This is a genomic window from Promicromonospora sp. NPDC050880 (assembly GCF_044456525.1).
Lineage (GTDB): Bacteria > Actinomycetota > Actinomycetes > Actinomycetales > Cellulomonadaceae > Promicromonospora.
Window position 1 is genome coordinate 1 of sequence record NZ_JBITFV010000027.1, and the last position, 20,801, is coordinate 20,801.

The following is a 20,801-nucleotide window of genomic DNA, read 5'->3' on the forward strand; positions in this document are numbered from 1 at the left end:
GTGGTCGAACCCGGCGGCTTCGAGCTCCTGGTGGGCCGCTCGTCCCGCGACGCGGACCTGCTGCGCGCCCCCTTCACGGTGCTCCCCCGGTGAGGGGGGGGGGGTTGGGGGGGGGGGGGGGCGCCCCCCCGCCCCCCCCCCCCCCCCCCCCCCCCCCCCCCACGCCGGGTCAGAGCCGGTCGAACGGGGCGGCGTAGCGGAACCGGCCGGCGTACTCCGGCCGCCATGCGCTCAGGGTCCGTGCCTGGAAGTAGTCGCCCCATGCGGGGTCCGGGGACTCGATCCCGGTCTCGCCGGCGGCCACGAACCCGAACCGGGAGTAGAGGGCGGGCTCGCCGAGCAGCACGACCACGGGTTCACCGAGCGCGTCGGCGGCGCCGAGGACGGCGTGCATCAGGGCCGCGCCGACGCCGCGCCCCTGGTGCGCGGGGTGGACGCTGAGCGGGCCGAGCCCCAGCGCGGACCGGCCCGCGAGCTGCCCGCGGGTGGCCACCACATGGCCGACCACCTCCGGATCGGCCGGCCCGGACTCGGCCACCAGCGACAGCGAGGGCACCCACCCCGGGTCGGCGCGCAACCACCCGACCAGGGTGGCCTCCCCGGGCGCGCCGTCGGCCTCGACCGACGGCGCGGCGTGCGCGACGCCCGAGAAGGCGGCCGCGGTGACGGCGCGGATGGACGGGACGTCGGACGGGCGTTCCTGCCTGATGAGCATGCGGTCACTGTCGAGGGCGCAGCGCCGGGGGAGCAAGACAATTTCGACCGTGGCCCGGCGCCGCGCGGGCGCCCGGCCACGGTCGACATCAGCGGGCCCGGTCGTAGACGGCGGCGATCTCCCCGCGCTCGCCGGTCTCCTGGTGTGCGAGCGTCCACGCCGAGGCGGGCAGGCCGTCGTCGAGGAGGCGGGGTCCGCCGCCGAGGATCTCGGGCAGGATCATGAGGTGGAGCCGGTCGATCAGGTCGGCGTCCAGCAGCGCCTTGATGATGCTCGCGCTGCTGTTGACCAGGATCTCGCCCTCGCCCTGGTTCTTGAGGTCGCGGATCACCTGGTCCGCGGGGGCGTTCACGATCCTGGTGCGCTCCCACGGCGCCTCGGTCAGCGTCGTGGAGAACACGACCTTCTCGGTCTCGACCAGCCAGCGGGCGTAGCTGCGGTCGCGGGGGTCGGCGGACGCGTCGTCGGCGACCGAGGGCCAGAAGCCCAGGAACCCCTCGGCGTTGGTGCGGCCCAGGACCGCCGTGGTGGCACCGGTCCAGAGGCGGGTCATGTGGTCGCGAGCGGTGTCGGTGGTGACGTACGGGACAAAGGCGCCGAAGTCTCCCGGGCCGGCCGGGCCGTGATAGCGGCCGTCGAGCGTGAGGGCGAGGTTCGCGGTGACCGTGCGGCCGGTGGTGGTGCTCGTCGTCGTGGTGTTCATGGTGTGCTCCGTCGGTGTCCTGGGTGCCGCCTGCCGCCACCCTCTGCCCCCAGGACGGAGCCGTGGCACGGTTCTCGACATCCGGCACGGACGGATCCGCCGGCACCTAGGAGACGGCTCCGGCACCTGCCGGCGTGGGACGCACGAGATCGTCGAGGATCCGCGTGAAGCCGGCCTCGCTGACGACGGGGATGCCGTAGGCAGCGGCCTTGCGGGCCTTGCCGGACATCGAGTCGGCGTCGGCGGCGACGACCAGCCGCACCTTCCGGGTGACGGCGGGGTGGGGGACGAGCCCGGCCGCGGCGGCCCGGCGCTCCCATACGTCCCGCGGCTCGTCCATCGCGCCGGTGAAGACGACCTGGTCGCCGGGGCCGAGGGGGTACCGGCCAGGTCGGTCACCGGTCCCGGAGCCCGCCTCGGCGGCGGCAGCCGCGTCCTGGAGGATGCGTCCGGCGTCCGCGGCGGGGACCTCCAGCATGGCGGCGACGGCCTGGAGGTCGGCCAGCTCCGCCACGTCGAGCACGCCGTCGGCCGAGGCCACGGTGGCCAGCCCGGCGAGGTACTCGCGGTGCAGGGCGGCGGCCTCCGTGCGGCCGATCCCGAGCTGTCCGCACAGCTCGGCGAGCTGGTCGTGCTCGCGGGCGGAGATGTGCCGGTCCAGCAGCGCCCGGTCGACCAGCTCGAGGTACTCCTCCTTCTCCCACGTGGCGATCGGGGTGGTGCGGGCGGCGGCGAGCCGGGCGAGGAAGTGGGTGTCGCGCTCGGCGGAGACGCCCCGCCGCACGGGCCCGGCCCCCGTGGCCGGGATGACCGGCCAGGGTGTGGTCGCGGCGAGCTCGACGACGTCGTCCCAGCCGGGCACGACGTGCCGGGCGCCGCCGGCCAGGTAGATCCGCAGGAGCTCCGCGGCGGCCCGGGCGTCGGCGAGGGCCTCGTGCGCGGGGGCGAGCGCGACGCCGTGGTGCGCGCAGGCCCCGGCCAGGGACCGTGGAGCGGTGGGGAAGAGCTGTGCCCCGGTGCGCATCGTGCACAGGGTGGTCGGCTCGATGAGCGGCACGTCGTACCCGGTCGCGGCGAACGCGTGCCAGACGAACCGGCGGTCGAACTGCGCGTTGTGCGCCACGAAGGTGCGTCCGCGCAGCAGCTCGGCGGCGTGGCCGGCGATGTCCTGGAACGACGGCGCGTGGCGGGCGTCGGAGGCGCTGATGCCGTGGATCTGCTGCGGACCGAGGTCTCGTCCCGGGTTGACGAGCGTGGCCCAGGTGTCCTCGATGCGGCCGTCGGGGTCGACCTGGACGACCGCGAGCTCGACGATCCGGTCGTGCCCGCCCGGGAACAACCCGGTGGTCTCCACGTCCACGACGGCGTACCCGGTCACGTGCGTCTCCCCTCGCAGCGGTGTGCAGAACCGGGCAATCGTCGCAGCCGGCCCGGGGCGGCGCAGGAGGGGCCGTGGGTGAAGCGCTGGTGCGGCGGGGTGATCTCGTGCCGGTGGTGGCAGCGGCCCGCTAGGCAGGCCCGGCCGCCCGAGGGCCGCCGAGGGCGTCCAGCAGGGGTGCCCGGCCGGGACCCGCCAGCCACTGGTCGAAGCGCAGCAGGAAGGGGAACGCCGCCCGCAGCCCCGCGAGGTCGGTGCGGCCCGCGAGCCTGCCGTCGTCGACGAGCGCGACCGACCTGGCCAGGACCTCGTCCTGGTCGAGCAGCGCCTGCGGCAGACGGCGGTAGGTGATCGGGCGCCGCGCCGCGCGTGTCAGCCGGCCGGCGATCTCGGTGCCGGTCAGGGCGTCACCGGCGATCTCGACCGTGCGACCGCCGAACCGGCCGGGTGCGCCGAGGACGGCGGCGGTGACGCGGCCGATGTCCTGCACGGCGACGAGCTGCATCGCCTGGTCGGGCCGCATCAGGAACGTCAGCTCGCCCCGAGCGGGGTCGGTCGCGGTCAGCAGGAGCTCCATGAACGTGGCCGGGCGGACCACCGTGGTGGTGATGCCGAGACCCCGGACGTGCTCCTCGATCCGGCTCTTGACGTCGAAGTGGCGCACGCCGGTCGAGACCGGCCCGGCGGCGATCATCGAGCTGTAGACCAGGTGCCGGGCGCCGCTGTGCTCGGCGGCGTCGGCCACGGCGACGCCGTAGCGGACCTCGTCGTCGTGGCTGAGCCCGGCTCCCGCCTGACCTGAGCTCGGCTGCACGCTGAACACGCCGTGCACCCCGGCGAACGCCGCCCGCAGCGACCCCGGGTCGGCGAGGTCGCCCCGGACGACCTCGGCCCCCGCCGCGGCCAGCGACCGGGCACGGCTGGCACCCGGGTCCCGCACGACGGCACGGACGGTCCAGCCGGCGGTCAGCAGCGCCGCGCTCACCGCACCACCCTGCTGACCGGTGGCGCCCAGCACGGCGACGGTTCGTCCGGCGTCGGGCCGCCGGGTGGAGGTTCGGGTCCGGGAGTCGCTCATGTCCGGGACCGTAACGGAGCGCCCCGTCCGCCTGGCTAAAGTGAGAGCGGTGACGACCGAAGTGAGAGCGCGGTTGCGTTCGGACGCCCGGGACAACCGCGAGCGCATCGTCGCCGTCGCCCGTGCCGCGTTCGCGGACGGCGGCCTGGACGTGCCCGTCCGGGAGATCGCCCGGCGGGCCGAGGTCGGTCCGGCCACGGTCTACCGGCACTTCGCGACCAAGGAGGCGCTGCTGGCCGAGGTCTTCGCGGCCCAGATGGCGTCGTGCGCCGAGATCGTGCGCCGGGGGCGGGCCGCCGGCGACCCGTGGCGCGGCCTGAGCCTGGTGGTCGAGGAGCTGATGGCGGTCCACGCCCTCGACAAGGGTTTCGCGCGGGCCTTCACCTCCCGGATGTCCGAGCCCGCCGAGCTCGCCGCCGAGCGCGACCGCACGCTCGCGGCGCTGCGCGAGCTGGTGCGGCAGGCGAAGGAGGCCGGTGCGCTGCGCGCGGACTTCGTGCTGGAGGACATCAACCTCGCCCTGCTGGCCAACGAGGGGATCCGTGCGGACACCCCCGAGATGCGGCTGGCCGCGTCACGCCGGTTCGCCGCCCTGATGCTGCAGTCCTTCCAGGCCCGCCCGGTCGCGGCCCCGCTGCCGCCGGCGGTCCGGTTGCCGCCGGCCCAGGGGTAGCCGGGCGGCCCTACAGGTGCTCGGTGTAGAACGCCGCGAGCCGCTCGGTGGCCGCGTCGACGTACTCGGGCACGTCGTACATCTCGTAGTGCCCGGCGCCCTCGACCACCATGAGGTCGACCGGGTTGGGCGCCATCTCCCACAGCCGCATGCCGGACTCGTAGGAGCCCGTGGTGCCGCGCCGTCCGGCGAGGACCACCTGGAGCGGCTGGGTCATGAGCTGGTCGACCAGGTGGAACGCGTCGTAACCCAGCAGCAGCGAGTCGCCGCGGGACAGCCGCCGGTTGGTCGAGCGCTCGTGCCCGCCCCGTGGGGTGCGGTAGTAGGTGATCGCCTGCGTCGTGTCGAGGTCGGGCGTGCCGGCCGCCGCGGCGTCCTCCAGCGTGTCGGGGAGCCAGGCGTCGCGGCGCAGCTCGCCGGTGCGGTTCTCCTGGGTGCGGGCCTTCGCCATGGCGTCGAGCGCGGCGACCGGGCCGTCCGGCTGGAAGCCACGGAACGACGTGCCCATGTTGCCCGGGACCACCGTGCCGACGGCCTTGATGCGGTGGTCTGTGCGGGCGGTGTGCACCGCGTAGCCGCCGCCCGCGCAGATCCCGAGCACGCCGATGCGCTCCGGGTCGATGCCGGGCAGCGTGCCCAGCGCGTCGATCGCGTACGAGATGTCCTCGCCGCGTCGGTAGGGATCCTCGAGGTCGCGCGGCTCGCCGCCGCTCTGACCCTGGTGGGCGGGGTCGAACACGAGCGCCGCGAGGCCCCGGGCGGCCAGCCGGGCGGCATAGTTCGCGCCGATCTGCTCCTTCACGCTGCTGCCCGGGGTGGAGAGCACCACGGCGGGCAGGGGCGTGGCGTCCCGGTCGTCGGGGAGGTAGAGGTCGGCGGCGAGCTCGATCGGCCCGCGGGGGATGGTCAGGTGCTGACGCATGGGTGGAGAACCTCTCGTTCCATGTTGTGCTAGTTCAAAATGGAGAGTAGTACAGTTCTGAACTAACATCACCGTAGCACCCCGCACCACCCGGACCGAGGAGGGCACATGGCGGTCGACGCCGCACAGCTCTGGACCCTGAACCACCGCCTGCTCACCGCCGTGCTGGACGAGGCCGGCACCCAGCTCGAGGAGCTCGGGCTGGAACCGAAGGAGTTCTTCGTGCTCGCCGAGGTCCCGGCCTCGCCGCACCCTGCCCAGCTCGCGAAGGAGCTGGTGATCCCCAAGGCGAGCGTGACCGTCTACGTGCGCAACCTGGTCGCCAAGGGCTTCCTGCGCCGTGAGATCGACGACTCCGACCTGCGGCGCCACCGCCTGGTGCTCACCGACGACGGCGTCGCCGCCCGCGACCGATCGTTCGCGGCGCTCGCGGCGGCGTTCGACCGCAGGCTCGCCCGCATCGCGCCCGGCGACCGGGCCGAGCTGGCCCGCATCCTGACGGCGCTGCTCGAACCCGCCGCGCCGCTCGAGCCGGCCCCGGAGGTGTCGCGGTGAGCGCCGGCGACCGCCCGACGCGGCCGTGGACCGAGGCCGAGCTGGCCCTGCTCGACCGGGCGGAGCTGATCCGCGTGGCGGGCGCGCGCGACGACGGCACCCTGCGCCCCTTCGTGACCATCGGGCACGTCCGGCTCGGCCGGGACGAGCTCGTCCGCTCGCTCCACGGGCCCGGCGGCGCCTGGTACCGCGCCGCGACACGGTCCGGGCACGGCCAGGTCGACGTCGCCGGGCAGCGCATCGCGGTCGCCTTCCTGCCCGACGTCGGCCGTGCGGCGGAGGTCGACCGGGCCCTGCGCGCCCGGTACGGCAACGACTCCGGCGTCCGCCGGATGACCAGCGACCCGGCGCGGACGGCCACGCTCCGGATGGTCCCGCTGGCGTAGTCCTTCGCCGGAGACTCCTTCCATGAGGGCGGATGAATACGGGCAGGAATGGGTGAAAAGCGGCAGGCCGAGTTCTATTTTAATGTGGAGTGATTCAATCTCCATGTGGACGGATTAAACCCGTTTCTTGTGCGTGAAGTGCGTGTGAACAACGGTCGAAGCGCTTGAGGGGCCTCATTTTTTCTCGGCATGATGAAAGCCATTCGCCGAGACAAGAACTGAGGGGTCATCGTGAATCATCAGTCCGTTGTCACCGTGCCTGGCCTGCTCGCGGCCCGGGCGCAGGAGCGGCCCGACGCGACCGCGATCGAGCTCGTCGGCGCAGGCCGGCTCAGCTACGGGGAGTGGGGCCGGCGCTCGCACGCGGTCGGCCACGGCCTCGTCGCCAGGGGCGTCCGGCCCGGGGACCGCGTCGTCGTCCGCGCGTCGGCCGACTGGATCGCCTTCGCGGTCGGGTACGTCGGCGTGCAGGCCGCCGGGGCGATCGCCGTCCCCGTGCTGGCGTCCAGCAGCGACGAGTACATCGCTCGCGTCCACGCGGAGGCCGGGGCGGTCGGCGTGCTCGGCGACGCCGTGCCCGGGTGCCCGGGCTGGTCCCTCTCCGTGCACCAGATCGAGGCGGGACAGCCGGCAGACCCGACCGGGGTGTCGGTGAGCGGCGAGGACGACGCCGAGATCCTCTTCACCTCCGGCACGACCGGGCGGCCGAAGGGCGTCGTGTCCACGCACGACAACCTCACGTACGCGATCCGCCAGCGCGTCCCGGACGGGGCGGCCGCGACCCAGGTGCGCACCGTCCTGCACGCGCTGCCGCCCGCGACCAACGCGGGCCAGTCCCTCCTGGTCCAGACGCTCAGCGCGGCACCGCACACCATGATCGTGCTCGAGAAGTTCGACGCCGGCACCCTGCTGCGTACCGCCCAGGAGGTCAGGCCGGACGACATCGTGCTCGTCCCCGCCTACGCGCTGGCTCTCCTGCGGGCCACGGCGCGGTTCGACCTGAGCGGCGTGCGGCAGGTGCGCACCACGAGCGCGCCGATCTCGGCCGCGACGCTGGCCAGGCTGGCCGAGCTGTTCCCGCAGGCGAGCATCGTCAACATGTACACCTCGACCGAGAGCTGGCCCGCGCGCCTGCGGATGCGCTTCGACCCGGGCCGCCCGTTCTCGCTCGGCCGGGCGCACGGGCGCAGCGAGGTGCGCGTCGTCGACGCGTCCGGCGCGCCGGTGGCGGCAGGCACCTCGGGCGCGGTGCAGCTCCGGATCGACGGCGTGCGTCCGCGCCGCTACTGGAACGACCCGGACGCCACCGCGCGCGTCTTCGGGTCGGACCGGTGGGTGAGCACCGGAGACGTGGGCCGCCTGGACGAGGAGGGGTACTTCTACCTGGAGGACCGCAGCGCCGACACGGTGAACGTCGGCGGACGGAACGTGTCCACGCTCGCCGCCGAGGGTGTCCTGGAGGAGCACCCCGACGTGGAGGAGGCAGCGGCGTTCGGTGTGCCGCACCCGACGCTCGGCCAGTACCTCGTCGCCACCGTGATCGGCTCCGGCGACCTCGACCCGGACGAGGTGCGCTCCTTCGCCGCCGCGCGGCTGGGGGAGTCGGACGCACCCAAGCGGGTCGTCCGGGTCGAGCACCTGCCCCGCAACGCCCTGGGCAAGGTCGTCAAGCGCGATCTGGCCCGGACCTTCTCCGCGCTGCTCGCGCAGGAGGCCGGTCAGACGGAGCCGGCGAGCGCCACGGAACGCGCGGTGGCGGCGATCTGGGCACGGGCCCTGGACACCGACGCCACCTCGATCGGCCCGGACGCCGAGTGGCTGTCGCTCGGCGGGTCGTCGCTCGAGGCGGCCGAGGTCGCGCTGCTCGTCGCCGACGAGCTCGGGCGCGACGTGCCCGAGCGGGTGCTGCACACCAACCCGACGCTGCGCGCCTACGCCTCCGCGGTGGACGACGCACCGCAGGCGGAGCAGAGGCTGCTGCGACCCATCGCCCGCGCCGCCCGTGGGGTGGCCGGATGAGCACCCTGCACACCGCGACGCACTACCAGCGGTCCCTCTACGGGGCGACCGGCGGGCGCGCCTCCGGCGTCACCGTCGGCGCCGCCGTCCGGATGCGCGGACACACCGACCCCCGCCGCGTCCGCGCCGCGCTCGCCGCGCTCACCGCCCGCCACGAGGCCCTGCGCACCACGCTGACCCGGCCCGGCACGAGCACCGCCGCGCACCAGGTGGTCGGCGAGCACACGCCACCGGACCTGCGCGAGGTCAGCCTCGCCACGATCGAGCCGAAGGAGCGCGAGGCCGCCTGTGCCGCGCTCCTGCAGGCAGAGCTGCGGCGACCGTTCGTGCTGGCGGACAGCCCGCTCGTGCGGGCGCTGCTGGTCACCCTCGCCGACGACGACCGGGTGTTCGCCGTGATCGGGCACCACGCGATCATGGACGGCTGGTCCGCGGGCGTGATCCGCGACGACTTCCGGTACCTGTACGAGCACGGACCCGGTGCCCCGCTCGCTCCGCCCGCCCTCCATCTCGCCGACTACGCCGCCTGGGAGGCCGAGCTGTCCGACGACCCCGCGACGCGGGAGCACTGGCGCGCGGTCCTGGCCGATGCCCGTCCCCGCCTCTCGTTCCCCCGGGAGACGCCGGCCGTCGGGACCCTCGCCCGCACCACACCGCATCCGCTCCCGCTCGACCACGGCCCGGCCCTCGACGCGCTGCGCCCGCTGATGGCCGAGCACCGGGCGAGCACGACCGCCGTCCTGCTGGCGGCGCTCGCGGCGGCCCTGCGGGACCACGCGACGGACGAGCGGATCACGGTCGGCGTCATGCGCTCGAACCGCCGGCAGCGCGAGGTCCGCGCGACGGTCGGGTTCCTCGCCGGGCACGTGCCGGTCACGGTGGACCTGTCCGGGGACCCGTCGTGCGCCACGCTCGTCGGGCGTGCGGCCGACGCCTACGACCGTGCGATCACGCGCCCGGCACCGGCGGGCGTGCTCCGCGCGTCCCTGCCCGACGTCGGCCCCGGCCCCCTGTTCGACGTCTCGTTGAACTACAGCGCGGGTGAGCGCCGGCCCGACGCGGTCGTCACCGGTGCCGGCACCACGTTCTCGCCGTTCGACCTCGCCCACGAGGGGCCCACCGACCACCCCTGGTGGGACGGCGCCTCGTTGCTGGACTTCCAGGTCAGGTCCGACCCGGCCGGCCGGTTCGCGGGCGTGCTCGTGGCCGACGCCACGGTGTTCGGCGACCGGGCGGCGGCCCGGTTCGCCGGCCGCTTCACGGCCGCGCTGCGCAGGGTGGCCGAGCACCCCGGGGACCGCCTCGGCGACCTCGGTGCGACCCGGGAACCGGTCCGATGAGCGCCGTCACCGTGGGCGCCGAGGTGCTGCCCGCCACCTACCTCCAGCAGGAGTGGGTCGCGGCGGTCGGCGCGGAGGAGTCCAACCACAACATCCCGCACGCGATCGAGATCACCGGGCCCCTGGACCTCGACCACCTGTCCGCGGTGCTGGCGGCACTGGTGGACCGGCACGAGACCCTGCGCACGGCCTTCGCCCGCACGGCGGACGGCATCGCGCAGCGGGTCACGGCGCCGTTCCGTCCCGGGTGGGAGCTCGAGGACCTCTCCCACCTGCCGCGACCGGCGCGCCGCGCCGCGCTCGAACGGCTCGCGGTCCGGCGGTGCGAGCGGACGACCGACCTGTTCACCCCGCCGCTCTGGTCGGCGGTCGTGGTCCGGATGGCTCCCGGGCACCACGTCCTGCTGACCGTCTGGCACCACGCCGTCTTCGACGGCTGGTCCAACGCGGTGCTCCTGCGCGACGTGCACCAGCTCTACCGCGCCCGGCTCGACCCGACGTACCCGCCGCCGGCCGCGGTGCCGGTCCAGCCCGGCGACTACGCCGCGCACGAGCGCACCATCGGCCTCGGGACGCACGCCGGGTTCTGGGGCGAGCAGTCCGCGGCCGACCCGCCACGCCTGCCCCGGGAACGCACGCGCCCGGACGATCCGCTGTGGCTGGAGGCGCACCCCCTGCCGCTGTTGGGCGCGGAGACGACCGGTTCCCTGCTCCGGATCGGCGCCCGGCACGGCGCCAAGCCGGCCAGCACCCTGCGCGCCCTGGTCCTGGCGTCGCTCACGCCCTACCTCGGCGACGACGTGACGATCGGGTGCGTCACGGCCAACCGGGACGTCCCCGGGCTGGCGCACACCCTCGGTCTCGTGAGCGACCACGTGCCCGTCCGGGTCGACCTGCGGGACGACCCGTCGTTCGGTCGGCTCGCCGGGCGCGTCCACGAGGCGACCCGGCAGGCGCACCGGCACCGGGTCCCGGTCGGGGTGCTGCGCCACGAGCTGCCCGGGGCGGCCCGGCGGGGCGGCTCGTTGTTCGACATCTCGATCAACTACCTGCCGCACGCCCCGGGCCGTGCCGCGACGATCACCGTCCCGGACGGCGGCACGGTCACGATGCGGCAGCTGACGCTGCCGACCACCGCGCTCCGGCCGCGGATGGCGACGGCGTTCAGCGGCGCCGTGCCGCTCGGCTTCCAGCTCCACCACGCGCACGAGGGTCATGTCTCCGGCGACCTGTGGGCGCACCGTCCCGCGTTCGCCTCGCGGACGATCGACGAGCTGACGGGGAACCTCGGCCGGACGGCGCGCGAGGTGCTCGCCGCACCCGGGCGCGGGATCCGGGGCCTCGCCGTCCGGGGGAGGGGGTGAGCACGGGCCGTACCGCGCACTAGGCCGCCATCGCGAGCCGCTGGTGGGCCGCCCACTCCTTCGCGGCGGCGGCTACCGGCAGCTCGGGGTCGAGGAGCCAGGCGGTCTCCAGGCCGTTGATGAACGCGATGATCTCGATCGCCTTGAGACGGGTGTCGACGTCGGCCCGGATCTCGCCGCGGTCCTGGGCGGCGGCCAGGACCGCGGCGACCCGGTCGACGGTCACGTGGTACCGGCCGGCCAGGCGAGGGTGGAGCACGCCGTCGTCGCCGAGGTTCTCGACGACCAGCACGGTGTGCATGCCCACCGAGTGGGAGTGGCCGGCCCACCGGGTGACGTTGTGCGCGATGACGTCGAGGATGCCCAGGCCCACGTCGGTGTCGTGCCACAGGATCTCGTCCTCGGCGTCGTCGCGGCGGTCCAGCACCGCGTGGAGCAGGGCCTCCTTGCTCGAGTAGTGATACAGGAGGCCGCTCTGCGAGACGCCCGCCTCGGCGGCGATCTCGGCGAGGTTGGTGCCGCGGGACCCGTTGCGCGCCACGAGGCGGGTGGCGGCGTCGACGATCAGCTCTCGGCGGGCCTTGCCCTTGGCCGACAGGGAGATCTTGGGCGCGCCCGTCTCCCGCGCCCCCTGAAGCTGGTCCTGATCTGTCATGTCCATCTCCTGTCGTCCACTCTTTGCGGGCCTTTCCGTGCGCGATATTCCTTACTTCACGGCGCCCTGAAGAAGGGCTTTGACGAAGTGTCGCTGAAAGAAGAGGAATACCAGCAGGGAGGGTGCGATGATCAGCAGCGAACCGGCGCACAGCAGTGCGATGTTCGTCCCGTGCTCACCCTGGAAAGCACCCAGGCCCCCCGCAACCGTACGCATCGTCGGGTCGTCGACCAGGACGAGCGGCAGCAGGTACTGGTTCCAGGTCGCCAGGAAGAACAGGATCGTGAGCGCCGACAGCGCCGGCACAGCGAGCGGCAGCTGGACCCGGCGGAAGATCTGCCACGTGGAGGCGCCGTCGAGCTTGGCCGCCTCGGTCAGGGCGGTCTCCATGGTGCGGAAGCTCGCCCGCATCCAGAACACCCCGAACGGCATGAGCAGCCCGATGAGCGGCAGGATGACGGCCCACCGGGTACCGAGCAGCCCCAGGTCGCGGAGGTTGTAGTAGAGCGGGGTGATGAGCGCCTCGAACGGCAGCGTCAGGCCGACGAGCAGGAGCACCTCGACGAACCTGCCGCCGGGTACGTCGAGCTGTGCGAGCGCGTACCCGGCCGCGGCGGCCATGGCGACGGCAGCGGGGACGACGCCGAGCACGATCAGGACGCTCGACCGGAACAGCGCGAGGAAGTTCGCCGAGGTCCAGGCGTCCGCGAAGTTGCTCCACTGCGGATCCTCGGGCCAGGCGAGGCCGGGCGGCGTGCTGTTCTGCGGTGCGAGTGCGGCGGTGAGCATGCTGAGCAGGGGCAGGATCGCGAACAGCATGAGGGCCAGGAGGATGACGGCCCGGGTGACGCGGTCGTGGACGGGTGAGGAGACGGCGCTCATTCGTGCCTCCCGATGCGCTGGATGGGCCAGATGACGAGCAGGACGAGAGCCGCGAGGAGCACGGCCAGGGCCGAGGCCTGACCGATCCGCTGTTCCAGGAAGGTGAGCCGGTAGATCTCCACGCCGGGCACCATCGTCTGGTAGCCGGGGCCGCCCTGGGTCGCGATCTGGACCACGTCGAAGCTGGCCAGTGCGGCGATGGTGCCGATGGTCGCGCAGACGGCGATCTCCTGCCGGAGCCCGGGAAGCGTGACCGCGAAGAACTCGCCGACGCGGCCGGCTCCGTCCAGGCGGGCGGCCTCGTAGAGCGACGGGTCGATCTTGCCGATGCCGGACAGCAGCAGGACCGTGCAGAACCCGAACGACAGCCAGAACCCGATGACGCCGACCGCCGGCAGGGCGAACGTGAAGTCCCCGAGCCACGCGCGGGTCACCGACCCGAGGCCCACGGCCCGGAGCATCTGGTTGACGAGCCCGTCTGTGGAGAACATCCACGTCCAGGCGATGCCTGCCGCCACGGGCGGCAGCACCTGCGGGACGAACAGCACCACCCGGGCGGTGGTGCTGAACGCCCCGGCGCGCAGCTCCCGGACGAGGCTCGCCGCGACGAGCCCCAGGCCGACCGGAAGAGCGGCGTAGAAGAAGATGAGGACGAACGCGTGCGCGACCGACCCGAGCAGCTCGGGCTCGGTGAAGACGGCCACCCAGTTGTCCAGGCCCGCCGGGGTGGCGGGCCCGATGCCGTCCCACTCGTAGAAAGAGAACTGGACGGACTGCCCCAGCGGGTACAGGACGAACGCCGTGTACATGGCCAGGGCGGGTGCGACCCAGAGCAGGGTGCTCCACCGCCGCGCCGGGCGGCGACGTCGGGCAGGACGCGGGGGAGGGGGCGACTCCTCTGCCTCGGGGGCCGGCCGCAGGGCGGTCGAGCCGCGCGGGTACCTGGACATCTACTCCTCCGCCTCGTTCTCGTAGTCCGCCTGGATCGCCGCCGAGAACTCGGCCGGCGACGTCTTCCCGGACACGAGCAGCTGTGTCTGCGGGATCAGGGTGCTGGCGTGCATCGACGCCGTCGAGTTCGACATGAAGTCGACCAGGCCGTCGCTCTCCAGCAGGGTCTGGAACGACTCGACGGTGCCGGCGACGAGGGATCCGGGCTCGGAGTCCGGCGCCGGTGCGTCCGCCGGGCCGCCGGGCGGCAGGCCGAGGAGGTCGAGGGTGCTCTGACGAGCGCCGGGGTCCGTCTGGATGAAGTCCAGGAACGCGGCCGCCACGTCGCGCTGGGCGGCCTTGGTAGGAATGGCCAGCACGCCGGCGGCCGTCATCGCGGTCACGGGGTCGCCGGCCTTCTCGGGCGGGAAGAGGAAGAACCCGATCTCGCCCTTCCCGGTCTCCTGGAGTGTCGGCGCCTGCCAGTTCCCGCTCGGGAAGAAGACGCCCTCACCCTCCGCGAACCGGGCGGGTGCCTGCGTCTGGTCGATGCTGTTGACGTCTGCGGGCAGGTAGCCCTCCTGGCCCCAGCGCTGGAGCGTGGCGGCGGCGTCGACCAGCGCGGGCGTGTCGATGTTCGCGCCCGGCGTGTTGTAGTTCCAGTCCTGGACCACCTGGGTGCCACCCGCATAGTTCATCTGGAGGTTCTGCAGCGGATAGGCCAGCCCGCCGTCCTTGCCGTTGACCATCATCGGCAGCAGGCCGGCGTCCTTCGCCTTCTGCAGGCTCTCCTCGAAGGCGTCGAGCGTGGCCGGCGGCTCGGTCATCCCGATCCGGGCCGCGAGGGCCGTGTTGTAGTACACGCCCGTCAGGCCGAACCCTGGCCCGGCACCGTACAGGTGCCCGGTGCCGCGCTGCCGGCCGTCCTCCCCGACGCGGGTGGAGGCGAACTGCGACTGCGGCCACTCGGTCCATCCGTACGCCTCGGCGTACGGGTCGAGGTTGGTCAGGAGCCCGTCCTCGACCAGGTTGCCGAAGGACGCGAGCCGGACCAGGTCGGGCACCTCGGTGCCCGAGATCAGCCGGGGGACGTTCGTGGTCAGGTTGTTGAAGTCCTCACCGGTGACCTGCACGGTCACGGTCGGGTGCTCGTCCTGGAAGGCCTGGCCGAGCTTCTCGTAGAGCGCCACGTCGGGGGTGGAGACGAGAACCTGCAGCGTCACCGGCGTGTCGCCGATGCTGGTGCTCACGCTCTCCGGCGTGTCGGACAGGGGGCTCTGCGCGCCCGGCGCGCCGCACGAGGCCAGGAGCGCGACGAGGGCGACGGGCAACGCTGCCCGGTGGGCCGGCCGGCGGCTTCGCCGGGACAGGGTGGTGGTAGGCATGACAGCTCCTCACGAGTGAAGGTCGGACGATGAGGGCGCGTTCCGCGCCGCTTGGCGAGCCGGCCGGCGGGCGGCGAACGCGCGCCGCAGGGCCGAGGCGGCCTTCTCCACGGCGTCCGTCGCGTCCGCCATGACGCCGAGGGTCTCGATGAACCCGTGGATCTGCCCCGGGTAGTCGTGGACCTCGACAGGAACCTGGTCCGCTCGCAGCCGCCTGGCGTACTCGACGGACTCACCGCGCAGGATGTCGTGCTCGGCGGTGATCAGGACGGTCGGAGGGACACCGCGCAGCGTCGTGGCGTGCATCGGGGAGACCACCGGGGACCGCCGCATCAGCCGGTCCGGAACGTAGGCGTCCCACAGGTACCCGATCCGCTCGAACGCCGTCCCGCCGTAGTCGGCCCGGCCCGCGAAGCCGGCGTAGGACTCGACGAACCGCCGCTTGGCCACGGTGTCCATGGTGCTGTCCAGCACCGGGTACACCAGCAGCTGCAGCACCAGGTCGAGCCGGGCGTCCCGCGCCCGGAGCGCGCTCGCCGCGGCGAGGTTGCCGCCGGCGCTGTCGCCCCCGACCGCGACCCGGTCGAAGGTGCGCCGGGCCCAGCCGACCGCGGCCCACGAGTCGTCCAGCGCCGCCGGGAACGGGTGCTCGGGTGCGAGCCGGTAGTCGATGGCGAGGACGGCGCACCCGGCACGGTTCGCGATCGCCCGCGCCACGCCGTCGCACGAGTCCAGGTCGCCGAGCATCCAGCCCCCGCCGTGGATCCAGACCAGCACGTCGCCGTCGTCGTCGCCCGGCCGGTAGAGCCGCGAGGGGACGCCGCCGGCGTCGACCGTCTGCACGGAGACCACGTGCTCCGGGGGACCGCCGACCGCCAGGACGTGGTCGCGGGCCTGTCTCCGGAGGGCGGCGAGGTCACGGCCCCAGTAGTTCGGCTGGGGCGCGAGGGAGTCGAGGTACGTCCGCACCTGCGCGCTGGGCATCGGTGTCGTCATGGGGGCTCCTCCTTGAGCTGGGCCTGTGGTCCTCGGCAGGCAGGCGCGAGCGACCACTCCTTCGTGGGCTCGGGGTGTCGATCAGGACCCGTGCGGTCGGGGTACCGGCTAGGGCCGGGCCTGCCTGCGGGGCACGGGGTCGAACGGTGTCGTCATGGAGCTCCTCCTTGAGCTGTACCGGCCTGCGGGTCCACCAGGCAGGTGAGGAGTAACCGCTCCTTCGCGGGTTCTCGGTCTGCAGCCGGTCGCCGGTGGTCGCGTCTCGCACCATCCGCCAAAACCGACTGACTGGTCAGTCTGTGCTTTTGAATCTAGCTCTCCGGTGCTCGCCTGTCCAAGGGGGCCGGGGCGGTGTAACCGTTTCGTGATGCGGTGGACCCGGTGGCCCGCCGTCGGGCAGCCGGGTGGCGCGCCACTGGGGGAGCCTGCCGCGCGGGCCGGCTCCCCCTGGGGTTGGCGCGACAGGTCCTCCTGGACCGGTGCGCCGCGTTCGTGGTCAGCCGGCCAGCTGTTCCCTGGCGGTGTCGGTGTCCTGGAGGTTGGTCATGTTGACGAACCGCCCGTCGTGGACCCGGTAGAGGGCGTACTCGGTGATCTCGAAGGAGGCGCCGGTGGGAGGGACGCCGAGCCATTCCTTGACCGGGGTGCCGGTGTTGGTCAGGCGTGCGGCGATCTCGTGGCCGCTGACGCGGAGGTCGTCGAGGCGCCATGTCAGGTCCGGCACGGCGTCGACCTGGGCGGTCAGTGCGGCGCGGACCTGGTCGCGGGTGACGGGGTCGCCGAAGTGCGTGAGCTGGTCGGCGACGAACTCGTCGAGGCGGTGGAGCTCGTGGGCGTTGAGCGCCGCGATGTAGCGCTCGTAGAGCTCGCGGAGTTCGGTGTGGGTCATGTCGGTTCTTCCTCTCGGCTGGTGCTGCGTCCCGCAGGTCGCCTCGTGTCGCCGACGGCGATCGAGGTGCGGGCGCAGAGCAAGCCTGAGCGCGTGCACGGCTAGAATCCATAACGTGCCGTCTGCCGTTCCTTACGCATCGTCTACTTTCCTGCCCGTGCCGCAGGCGAGCGATCCGGTCGCGGACGCGATCGGGCTGCTCCGGCCTCGTACCGTGGTCTATCCGGCGCTGCGGGCCGGCGGGGTATGGGGAGTGCGGTTCGAGGCGTTCCCGCACGTCAAGATCGGGGGCGTGGTGCGCGGCGAGACCTGGTTGGCTCTCGACGGGCGTGAGCCGGTCCACCTGCGTGAAGGCGACTTCTACCTGCTGAGCAACCCGCCGGCCCACGTGCTGGGCAGTGGCGCGTCCGTGGAGCCGCTGCCGGCCGCGCAGCTGTGGGAGACCGCGGTGGAGGGTGCCGTGCGTACCGGGTCGGGCGACGACGACACCTACCTGTGCGGCGGGTACTTCTGGTTCGACGAGTTCAACGCCCCGATCCTCCTCGACGTCCTGCCGGAGCTGGTGCACGTTCGCGCCGACGACCCCCGGATCCGTGCGCTGGCCTACGTGACCGAGCTGCTGTCCGGCGAGGTCGGGAACTGCGCCATCGGGCGTTCCCTCATCCTCGACCACCTGGTCCAGATCCTCCTGGTCCAGGTGCTGCGTTCTCACGCGGAGCAGTCGGATCGCCCGGTCGGGTGGCTGGGTGCGCTGGTCGACGACGGTATCGGCGCGGCGCTGCGGGCGATGCACGCGGACGTGGCCCACCGCTGGACCGTCCAGGAGCTCGCCGGGATCAGTCACCTGTCGCGGTCGGGATTCGCGAAGTCGTTCAAGCGGCAGGTGGGGATCGCGCCGCTGGAGTACCTGATCCAGTGGCGCATGAGCCTGGCGCGTGACGCTCTCCGGCGCGACACGCAGACGATCTCCGAGCTCGCCTTCGCCACGGGGTACGAGTCCGAGAGCGCGTTCAGCACCGCGTTCCGGCGTGAGGTCGGCGCCTCGCCGAAGCAGTTCCGCGACCGTGCGCGCCGGGCGGCCGGGACCGAGGAGCCTCGCGAGGCGCCGGCCCTCGGCGTCGCCTGAGCGACGGGGCCGGCGCCGGCGGCCCGACAGGGGGATCGACAGGCCGTGGCTGCCGACGCGGGGGATGTCTTGAATGACGGCATGACCTCTTCGAACATCCACGTGTCCGTTCCCGACCGCGTCGTCGGCCTTCCGGCGGCCCGGAGCAGGCACGGCGGTCGTGCCGACCTCATGGTGCGCATGCTGCAGGTGGGGGACCCGCTCGCCGACGCCGTGATCCTCGAGTTCGACGAGCTCGGCCGGCCCGCCCGTACCGCGCTCCGACGCGGTCTCGCCGAGGGGCGGGCGAACGTGCCGGACGCCCCGCCGGCCGTCGACGCGTTGCTGGCTCACGTGGAGACCGTGCCCGGCTGGGTCTCGCCGGAGCTGCTGGACGACGGGGACCTGATCTCGCTCGCCGTGCCGCCGCACTGGCGGTTCCTGGCCTTCTCCGGCGGCTCCCTGGCGCACACCTACCGCTCCCCGGCCATCGCCCGGCTCCTGGTGGGCACGGGCCGGCTGACCGCCGCGGCCCCGCGCCGGCTCGCCGAGACCGGGCTGTGGAACGCCTCGACGATCCTTCCCGGCGGGCTGCGGCACGGCGCTCCCGGCTATGTGCAGACCGTGCAGGTCCGGTTGCTGCACGCACGCGTCCGGGCCTCGGCCACGGCGCACGGCTGGGACGCCGGCCGCTGGGGCGTGCCGATCAACCAGGCCGACATCGCCCGCACCTGGCTGGACTTCACCGTCGTGCCGTTCGCGTTCCTGGAGGGCGTCGGCTACCGGCTCACGCCCGACGAGCAGTCCCGCCTCTACCGCTACTGGTGGTACGTCGGCCACCTGCTGGGCCTCGACGAGACGTTCTTCCTCGACGTCGAGGAGCATGCGCAGGCCGGTGAGCTGCTCGACCTGCTGGACTCGACCACGGCCCCGCCGGACGAGAACAGCCGCGCCCTGGTCGGGGCCCTGTTCGACGCCGCCACGGCGACGCTCGCCGCGGGGCCGGACTCGCCGATGGACGCGGCAGGCTGGCGTGACCTGCTGAACGCACTGGCCGGTCGCTATCACGGCAAGGACGCCGCGGCGCTGGGGATCCCGGACTCGCCGCTCACGGCGGTGCTGCCGCTGCTCGCGGCGGCCGAGGCGGCGTCACGTCACTACCAGGCGCAGGTTCCCGGCGGCGTGCAGCAGGCGGTGGAGAACGGCACGCGCACCGTGCGTGGGCTGGTCACCGCGCTCGCGGAGAGCAGCACCGCCTACCAGGACCACGTCGCGACCCCGTGATCGGCCCTCGGGCCCCGTCCATGGCGGGGACCCGGGGCCGGTCAGGCGCGGAGGGCGGCCACGGCCTGGTCGAACAGGTCCACCGGATCGCTGGTGCCGCCCGACTGGCGCCACGCCTCCACCGCGACGTCGAGGCAGGCGAGCGCCGCGGCGATGACGGCGCGGGCCCGCGGGTCGGCCGTCGCGCCGGGCTCGATGCCCAGGCGCCGTTCGATGTCCGGCGCGAGCAGCTCCTGCCAGCGCAGGTGCTTCTCGAGGTGGCGCGCGCGCAGCGACGGCGCCTCGGCGTACATGTCGGCGATCTGCAGCGGGGTCGCGGCGTCGCTGGCCTGCTCCTGCAGGCCGATGAAGGTCTCGCGGAGCGCCTCCCACGCCGTCTCCGTCGCGGGGCGCGCCTCGAGCGTGTCGCGCACACGGAGCCCGAGTGCCTCGAGGTCGCCCATCACGACGTCCTCCTTGCTCCCGAAGTAGTGGAAGAACGACCGCCGCGAGATCCCGGCGGCGGCCGCGATCTGGTCGACGGTCGTCGCCTCGTAACCCTGCTCCACGAACAGGCGCAGAGCCGTGTCGGTGATCTCGGCATGGACGGCCCGCCGTGTCCGTTCGCGCAGCGTCAGGCCATCAGGCTGTGGATCCATGGGCTCACCCTACCCTCGGTACATGTCTTGCATCCGGTGCAACGAACTGCCTACAGTGCAGTATGACTCCCGTCGACTTCACGTCCCAGACCACCATCGTCACCGGCGCCAGCTCCGGCATCGGCGTCGCGTTCGCCCGCGCTCTCGCACGGCGCGGCTCCGACGTGATCCTGGTCGCCCGCCGCCGCGACCGCCTCGAGGCGCTCGCGGGTGAGCTCGAACGCGACCACGGCGTGCGCGCCACCCCGATCGCGCTCGACCTCAGCACGCGAGGAGCCGGACGAGCCCTCGCCGACGAGGTCGCAGCGCGCGGCCTCACCGTGACGAGCCTCGTCAACAACGCCGGCTTCGGTACCGACGGGCCGTTCCACGAGGAGGACCCCGACCGCCTGCAGGACGAGATCGCCGTCGACGTGGCCAACCTCGTGGACATCTCCCGCGCGTTCATCGAGCCGCTCCGTCAGTCAGGTCGCGGCATCCTGGTCAACGTCGCGAGCATGGCCGCCTACATGCCCAGTCCCGACATGGCCGTCTACGGGGCGTGCAAGGCCTTCGTCCTGAGCTTCACCGAGGCGCTCTGGTACGAGTCGCGCTCGAGCGGGCTGCGCGTGCTCTCCCTCGCCCCCGGCCTGACCCGCACCGAGTTCTTCGACGACCTCGCCGGCGGCGCCTACAACGGCAGCTACCAGACGCCCGAACGGGTCGTCGAGACGGGCCTGCGCTCGCTGGACCGCGGCAACCGCCGGCCCAGCGTCGTCTCGGGCCGGGTGAACGGCATGACGGTGGAGGCGGGCCGGTTCTTCACCCGCCGCCGCGCCGTGATCCTCTCCGGGCAGTTCGGCGGCCGCTCGCGCGACACGCGGGTTGCCGCGCCCGCCCGCTGAGGTCGTGACCGCCCCGGCTC

At 73.4% G+C, this 20,801-nt stretch carries 21 protein-coding genes; 9 read left to right on the forward strand and 12 right to left on the reverse strand.

Going from position 1 to position 20,801, the window contains the following annotated elements; translation table 11 throughout:
* Window positions 1-169: 169 nt before the first annotated feature.
* The 4 genes from ACIBBF_RS24690 to ACIBBF_RS24705 all read right to left on the reverse strand — a co-directional run bounded on the left by ACIBBF_RS24690 (window position 170) and on the right by ACIBBF_RS24705 (window position 3,874).
* The gene (locus tag ACIBBF_RS24690; protein ID WP_397418755.1) at window positions 170-715 is read right to left on the reverse strand and encodes a GNAT family N-acetyltransferase; all 546 of its coding nucleotides are present in this window, start codon (window positions 713-715) and stop codon (window positions 170-172) included.
* A gap of 88 nt (window positions 716-803) precedes the next feature.
* The gene (locus ACIBBF_RS24695) at window positions 804-1,418 is read right to left on the reverse strand and encodes a dihydrofolate reductase family protein (RefSeq protein WP_397418757.1); all 615 of its coding nucleotides are present in this window, start codon (window positions 1,416-1,418) and stop codon (window positions 804-806) included.
* A gap of 106 nt (window positions 1,419-1,524) precedes the next feature.
* Entirely contained in the window at window positions 1,525-2,796 is a 1,272-nt protein-coding gene (locus ACIBBF_RS24700; RefSeq protein ID WP_397418759.1) for an exonuclease domain-containing protein, read from the reverse strand.
* 130 nt (window positions 2,797-2,926) lie between these two features.
* On the reverse strand, window positions 2,927-3,874 hold the full coding sequence (locus ACIBBF_RS24705) for an NmrA/HSCARG family protein (RefSeq protein WP_397418761.1): 948 nt from the start codon (window positions 3,872-3,874) through the stop codon (window positions 2,927-2,929).
* Between the two features lie 49 nt (window positions 3,875-3,923).
* Between ACIBBF_RS24705 and ACIBBF_RS24710 the strand changes: the two genes are divergently transcribed.
* On the forward strand, window positions 3,924-4,547 hold the full coding sequence (locus tag ACIBBF_RS24710; RefSeq protein ID WP_397418763.1) for a TetR/AcrR family transcriptional regulator: 624 nt from the start codon (window positions 3,924-3,926) through the stop codon (window positions 4,545-4,547).
* Window positions 4,548-4,557: 10 nt separating this feature from the next.
* Here the strand turns inward: ACIBBF_RS24710 and ACIBBF_RS24715 are convergent, their stop codons facing one another.
* Entirely contained in the window at window positions 4,558-5,469 is a 912-nt protein-coding gene (locus ACIBBF_RS24715) for an alpha/beta hydrolase (RefSeq protein WP_397418765.1), read from the reverse strand.
* Window positions 5,470-5,577: 108 nt separating this feature from the next.
* Between ACIBBF_RS24715 and ACIBBF_RS24720 the strand changes: the two genes are divergently transcribed.
* The 5 genes from ACIBBF_RS24720 (at window position 5,578) to ACIBBF_RS24740 (ending at window position 11,133) form a co-directional block, all read left to right on the forward strand.
* The gene (locus ACIBBF_RS24720; RefSeq protein ID WP_397418767.1) at window positions 5,578-6,024 is read left to right on the forward strand and encodes a MarR family winged helix-turn-helix transcriptional regulator; all 447 of its coding nucleotides are present in this window, start codon (window positions 5,578-5,580) and stop codon (window positions 6,022-6,024) included.
* On the forward strand, window positions 6,021-6,410 hold the full coding sequence (locus ACIBBF_RS24725; protein WP_397418769.1) for a DUF2255 family protein: 390 nt from the start codon (window positions 6,021-6,023) through the stop codon (window positions 6,408-6,410). The genes ACIBBF_RS24720 and ACIBBF_RS24725 overlap by 4 nt, the downstream gene beginning before the upstream one ends.
* Before the next feature lie 231 nt (window positions 6,411-6,641).
* Window positions 6,642-8,429 carry an AMP-binding protein gene (locus ACIBBF_RS24730; protein WP_397418771.1) on the forward strand — a complete coding sequence of 596 codons (1,788 nt, stop codon included), beginning with the start codon at window positions 6,642-6,644 and terminating at the stop codon, window positions 8,427-8,429.
* On the forward strand, window positions 8,426-9,769 hold the full coding sequence (locus tag ACIBBF_RS24735) for a condensation domain-containing protein (protein ID WP_397418773.1): 1,344 nt from the start codon (window positions 8,426-8,428) through the stop codon (window positions 9,767-9,769). Before ACIBBF_RS24730 ends, ACIBBF_RS24735 begins: the two co-directional genes overlap by 4 nt.
* Entirely contained in the window at window positions 9,766-11,133 is a 1,368-nt protein-coding gene (locus tag ACIBBF_RS24740; RefSeq protein WP_397418775.1) for a condensation domain-containing protein, read from the forward strand. The genes ACIBBF_RS24735 and ACIBBF_RS24740 overlap by 4 nt, the downstream gene beginning before the upstream one ends.
* A gap of 19 nt (window positions 11,134-11,152) precedes the next feature.
* Here ACIBBF_RS24740 and ACIBBF_RS24745 read toward each other — a convergent pair whose 3' ends face one another.
* From ACIBBF_RS24745 to ACIBBF_RS24770, 6 genes are all read right to left on the reverse strand, one after another.
* Window positions 11,153-11,788, reverse strand: a complete 636-nt coding sequence (locus tag ACIBBF_RS24745; RefSeq protein WP_397418777.1) for a TetR/AcrR family transcriptional regulator — start codon at window positions 11,786-11,788, stop codon at window positions 11,153-11,155.
* A 51-nt stretch (window positions 11,789-11,839) separates the two neighbouring features.
* The gene (locus tag ACIBBF_RS24750; protein WP_397418779.1) at window positions 11,840-12,670 is read right to left on the reverse strand and encodes a carbohydrate ABC transporter permease; all 831 of its coding nucleotides are present in this window, start codon (window positions 12,668-12,670) and stop codon (window positions 11,840-11,842) included.
* Entirely contained in the window at window positions 12,667-13,620 is a 954-nt protein-coding gene (locus ACIBBF_RS24755; protein ID WP_397418781.1) for a carbohydrate ABC transporter permease, read from the reverse strand. The genes ACIBBF_RS24750 and ACIBBF_RS24755 overlap by 4 nt, the downstream gene beginning before the upstream one ends.
* The gene (locus tag ACIBBF_RS24760) at window positions 13,621-14,985 is read right to left on the reverse strand and encodes an ABC transporter substrate-binding protein (protein ID WP_397418783.1); all 1,365 of its coding nucleotides are present in this window, start codon (window positions 14,983-14,985) and stop codon (window positions 13,621-13,623) included. It abuts the gene before it with no gap.
* Window positions 14,986-14,994: 9 nt separating this feature from the next.
* A complete protein-coding gene (locus tag ACIBBF_RS24765; RefSeq protein WP_397418785.1) occupies window positions 14,995-15,981 on the reverse strand; it encodes an alpha/beta hydrolase in 987 nt (328 codons plus the stop codon).
* Window positions 15,982-16,477: 496 nt separating this feature from the next.
* Window positions 16,478-16,870, reverse strand: a complete 393-nt coding sequence (locus ACIBBF_RS24770) for an ester cyclase (RefSeq protein WP_397418787.1) — start codon at window positions 16,868-16,870, stop codon at window positions 16,478-16,480.
* Between the two features lie 157 nt (window positions 16,871-17,027).
* Between ACIBBF_RS24770 and ACIBBF_RS24775 the strand changes: the two genes are divergently transcribed.
* A complete protein-coding gene (locus ACIBBF_RS24775; RefSeq protein ID WP_397418788.1) occupies window positions 17,028-17,996 on the forward strand; it encodes an AraC family transcriptional regulator in 969 nt (322 codons plus the stop codon).
* 81 nt (window positions 17,997-18,077) lie between these two features.
* Window positions 18,078-19,259 (forward strand): oxygenase MpaB family protein, encoded by a 1,182-nt coding sequence (locus ACIBBF_RS24780; RefSeq protein ID WP_397418789.1) that lies wholly within the window; start codon window positions 18,078-18,080, stop codon window positions 19,257-19,259.
* A 41-nt stretch (window positions 19,260-19,300) separates the two neighbouring features.
* Here the strand turns inward: ACIBBF_RS24780 and ACIBBF_RS24785 are convergent, their stop codons facing one another.
* Complete coding sequence (locus tag ACIBBF_RS24785; RefSeq protein WP_397418790.1) at window positions 19,301-19,897, reverse strand: TetR/AcrR family transcriptional regulator; 597 nt, start codon at window positions 19,895-19,897, stop codon at window positions 19,301-19,303.
* Window positions 19,898-19,959: 62 nt separating this feature from the next.
* Here ACIBBF_RS24785 and ACIBBF_RS24790 point away from each other — a divergent pair, with 62 nt between their 5' ends.
* Window positions 19,960-20,781: an SDR family NAD(P)-dependent oxidoreductase gene (locus ACIBBF_RS24790; RefSeq protein ID WP_397418792.1), complete on the forward strand. Its 822-nt coding sequence runs from the start codon at window positions 19,960-19,962 to the stop codon at window positions 20,779-20,781.
* The last annotated feature ends 20 nt before the right edge of the window (window positions 20,782-20,801 follow it).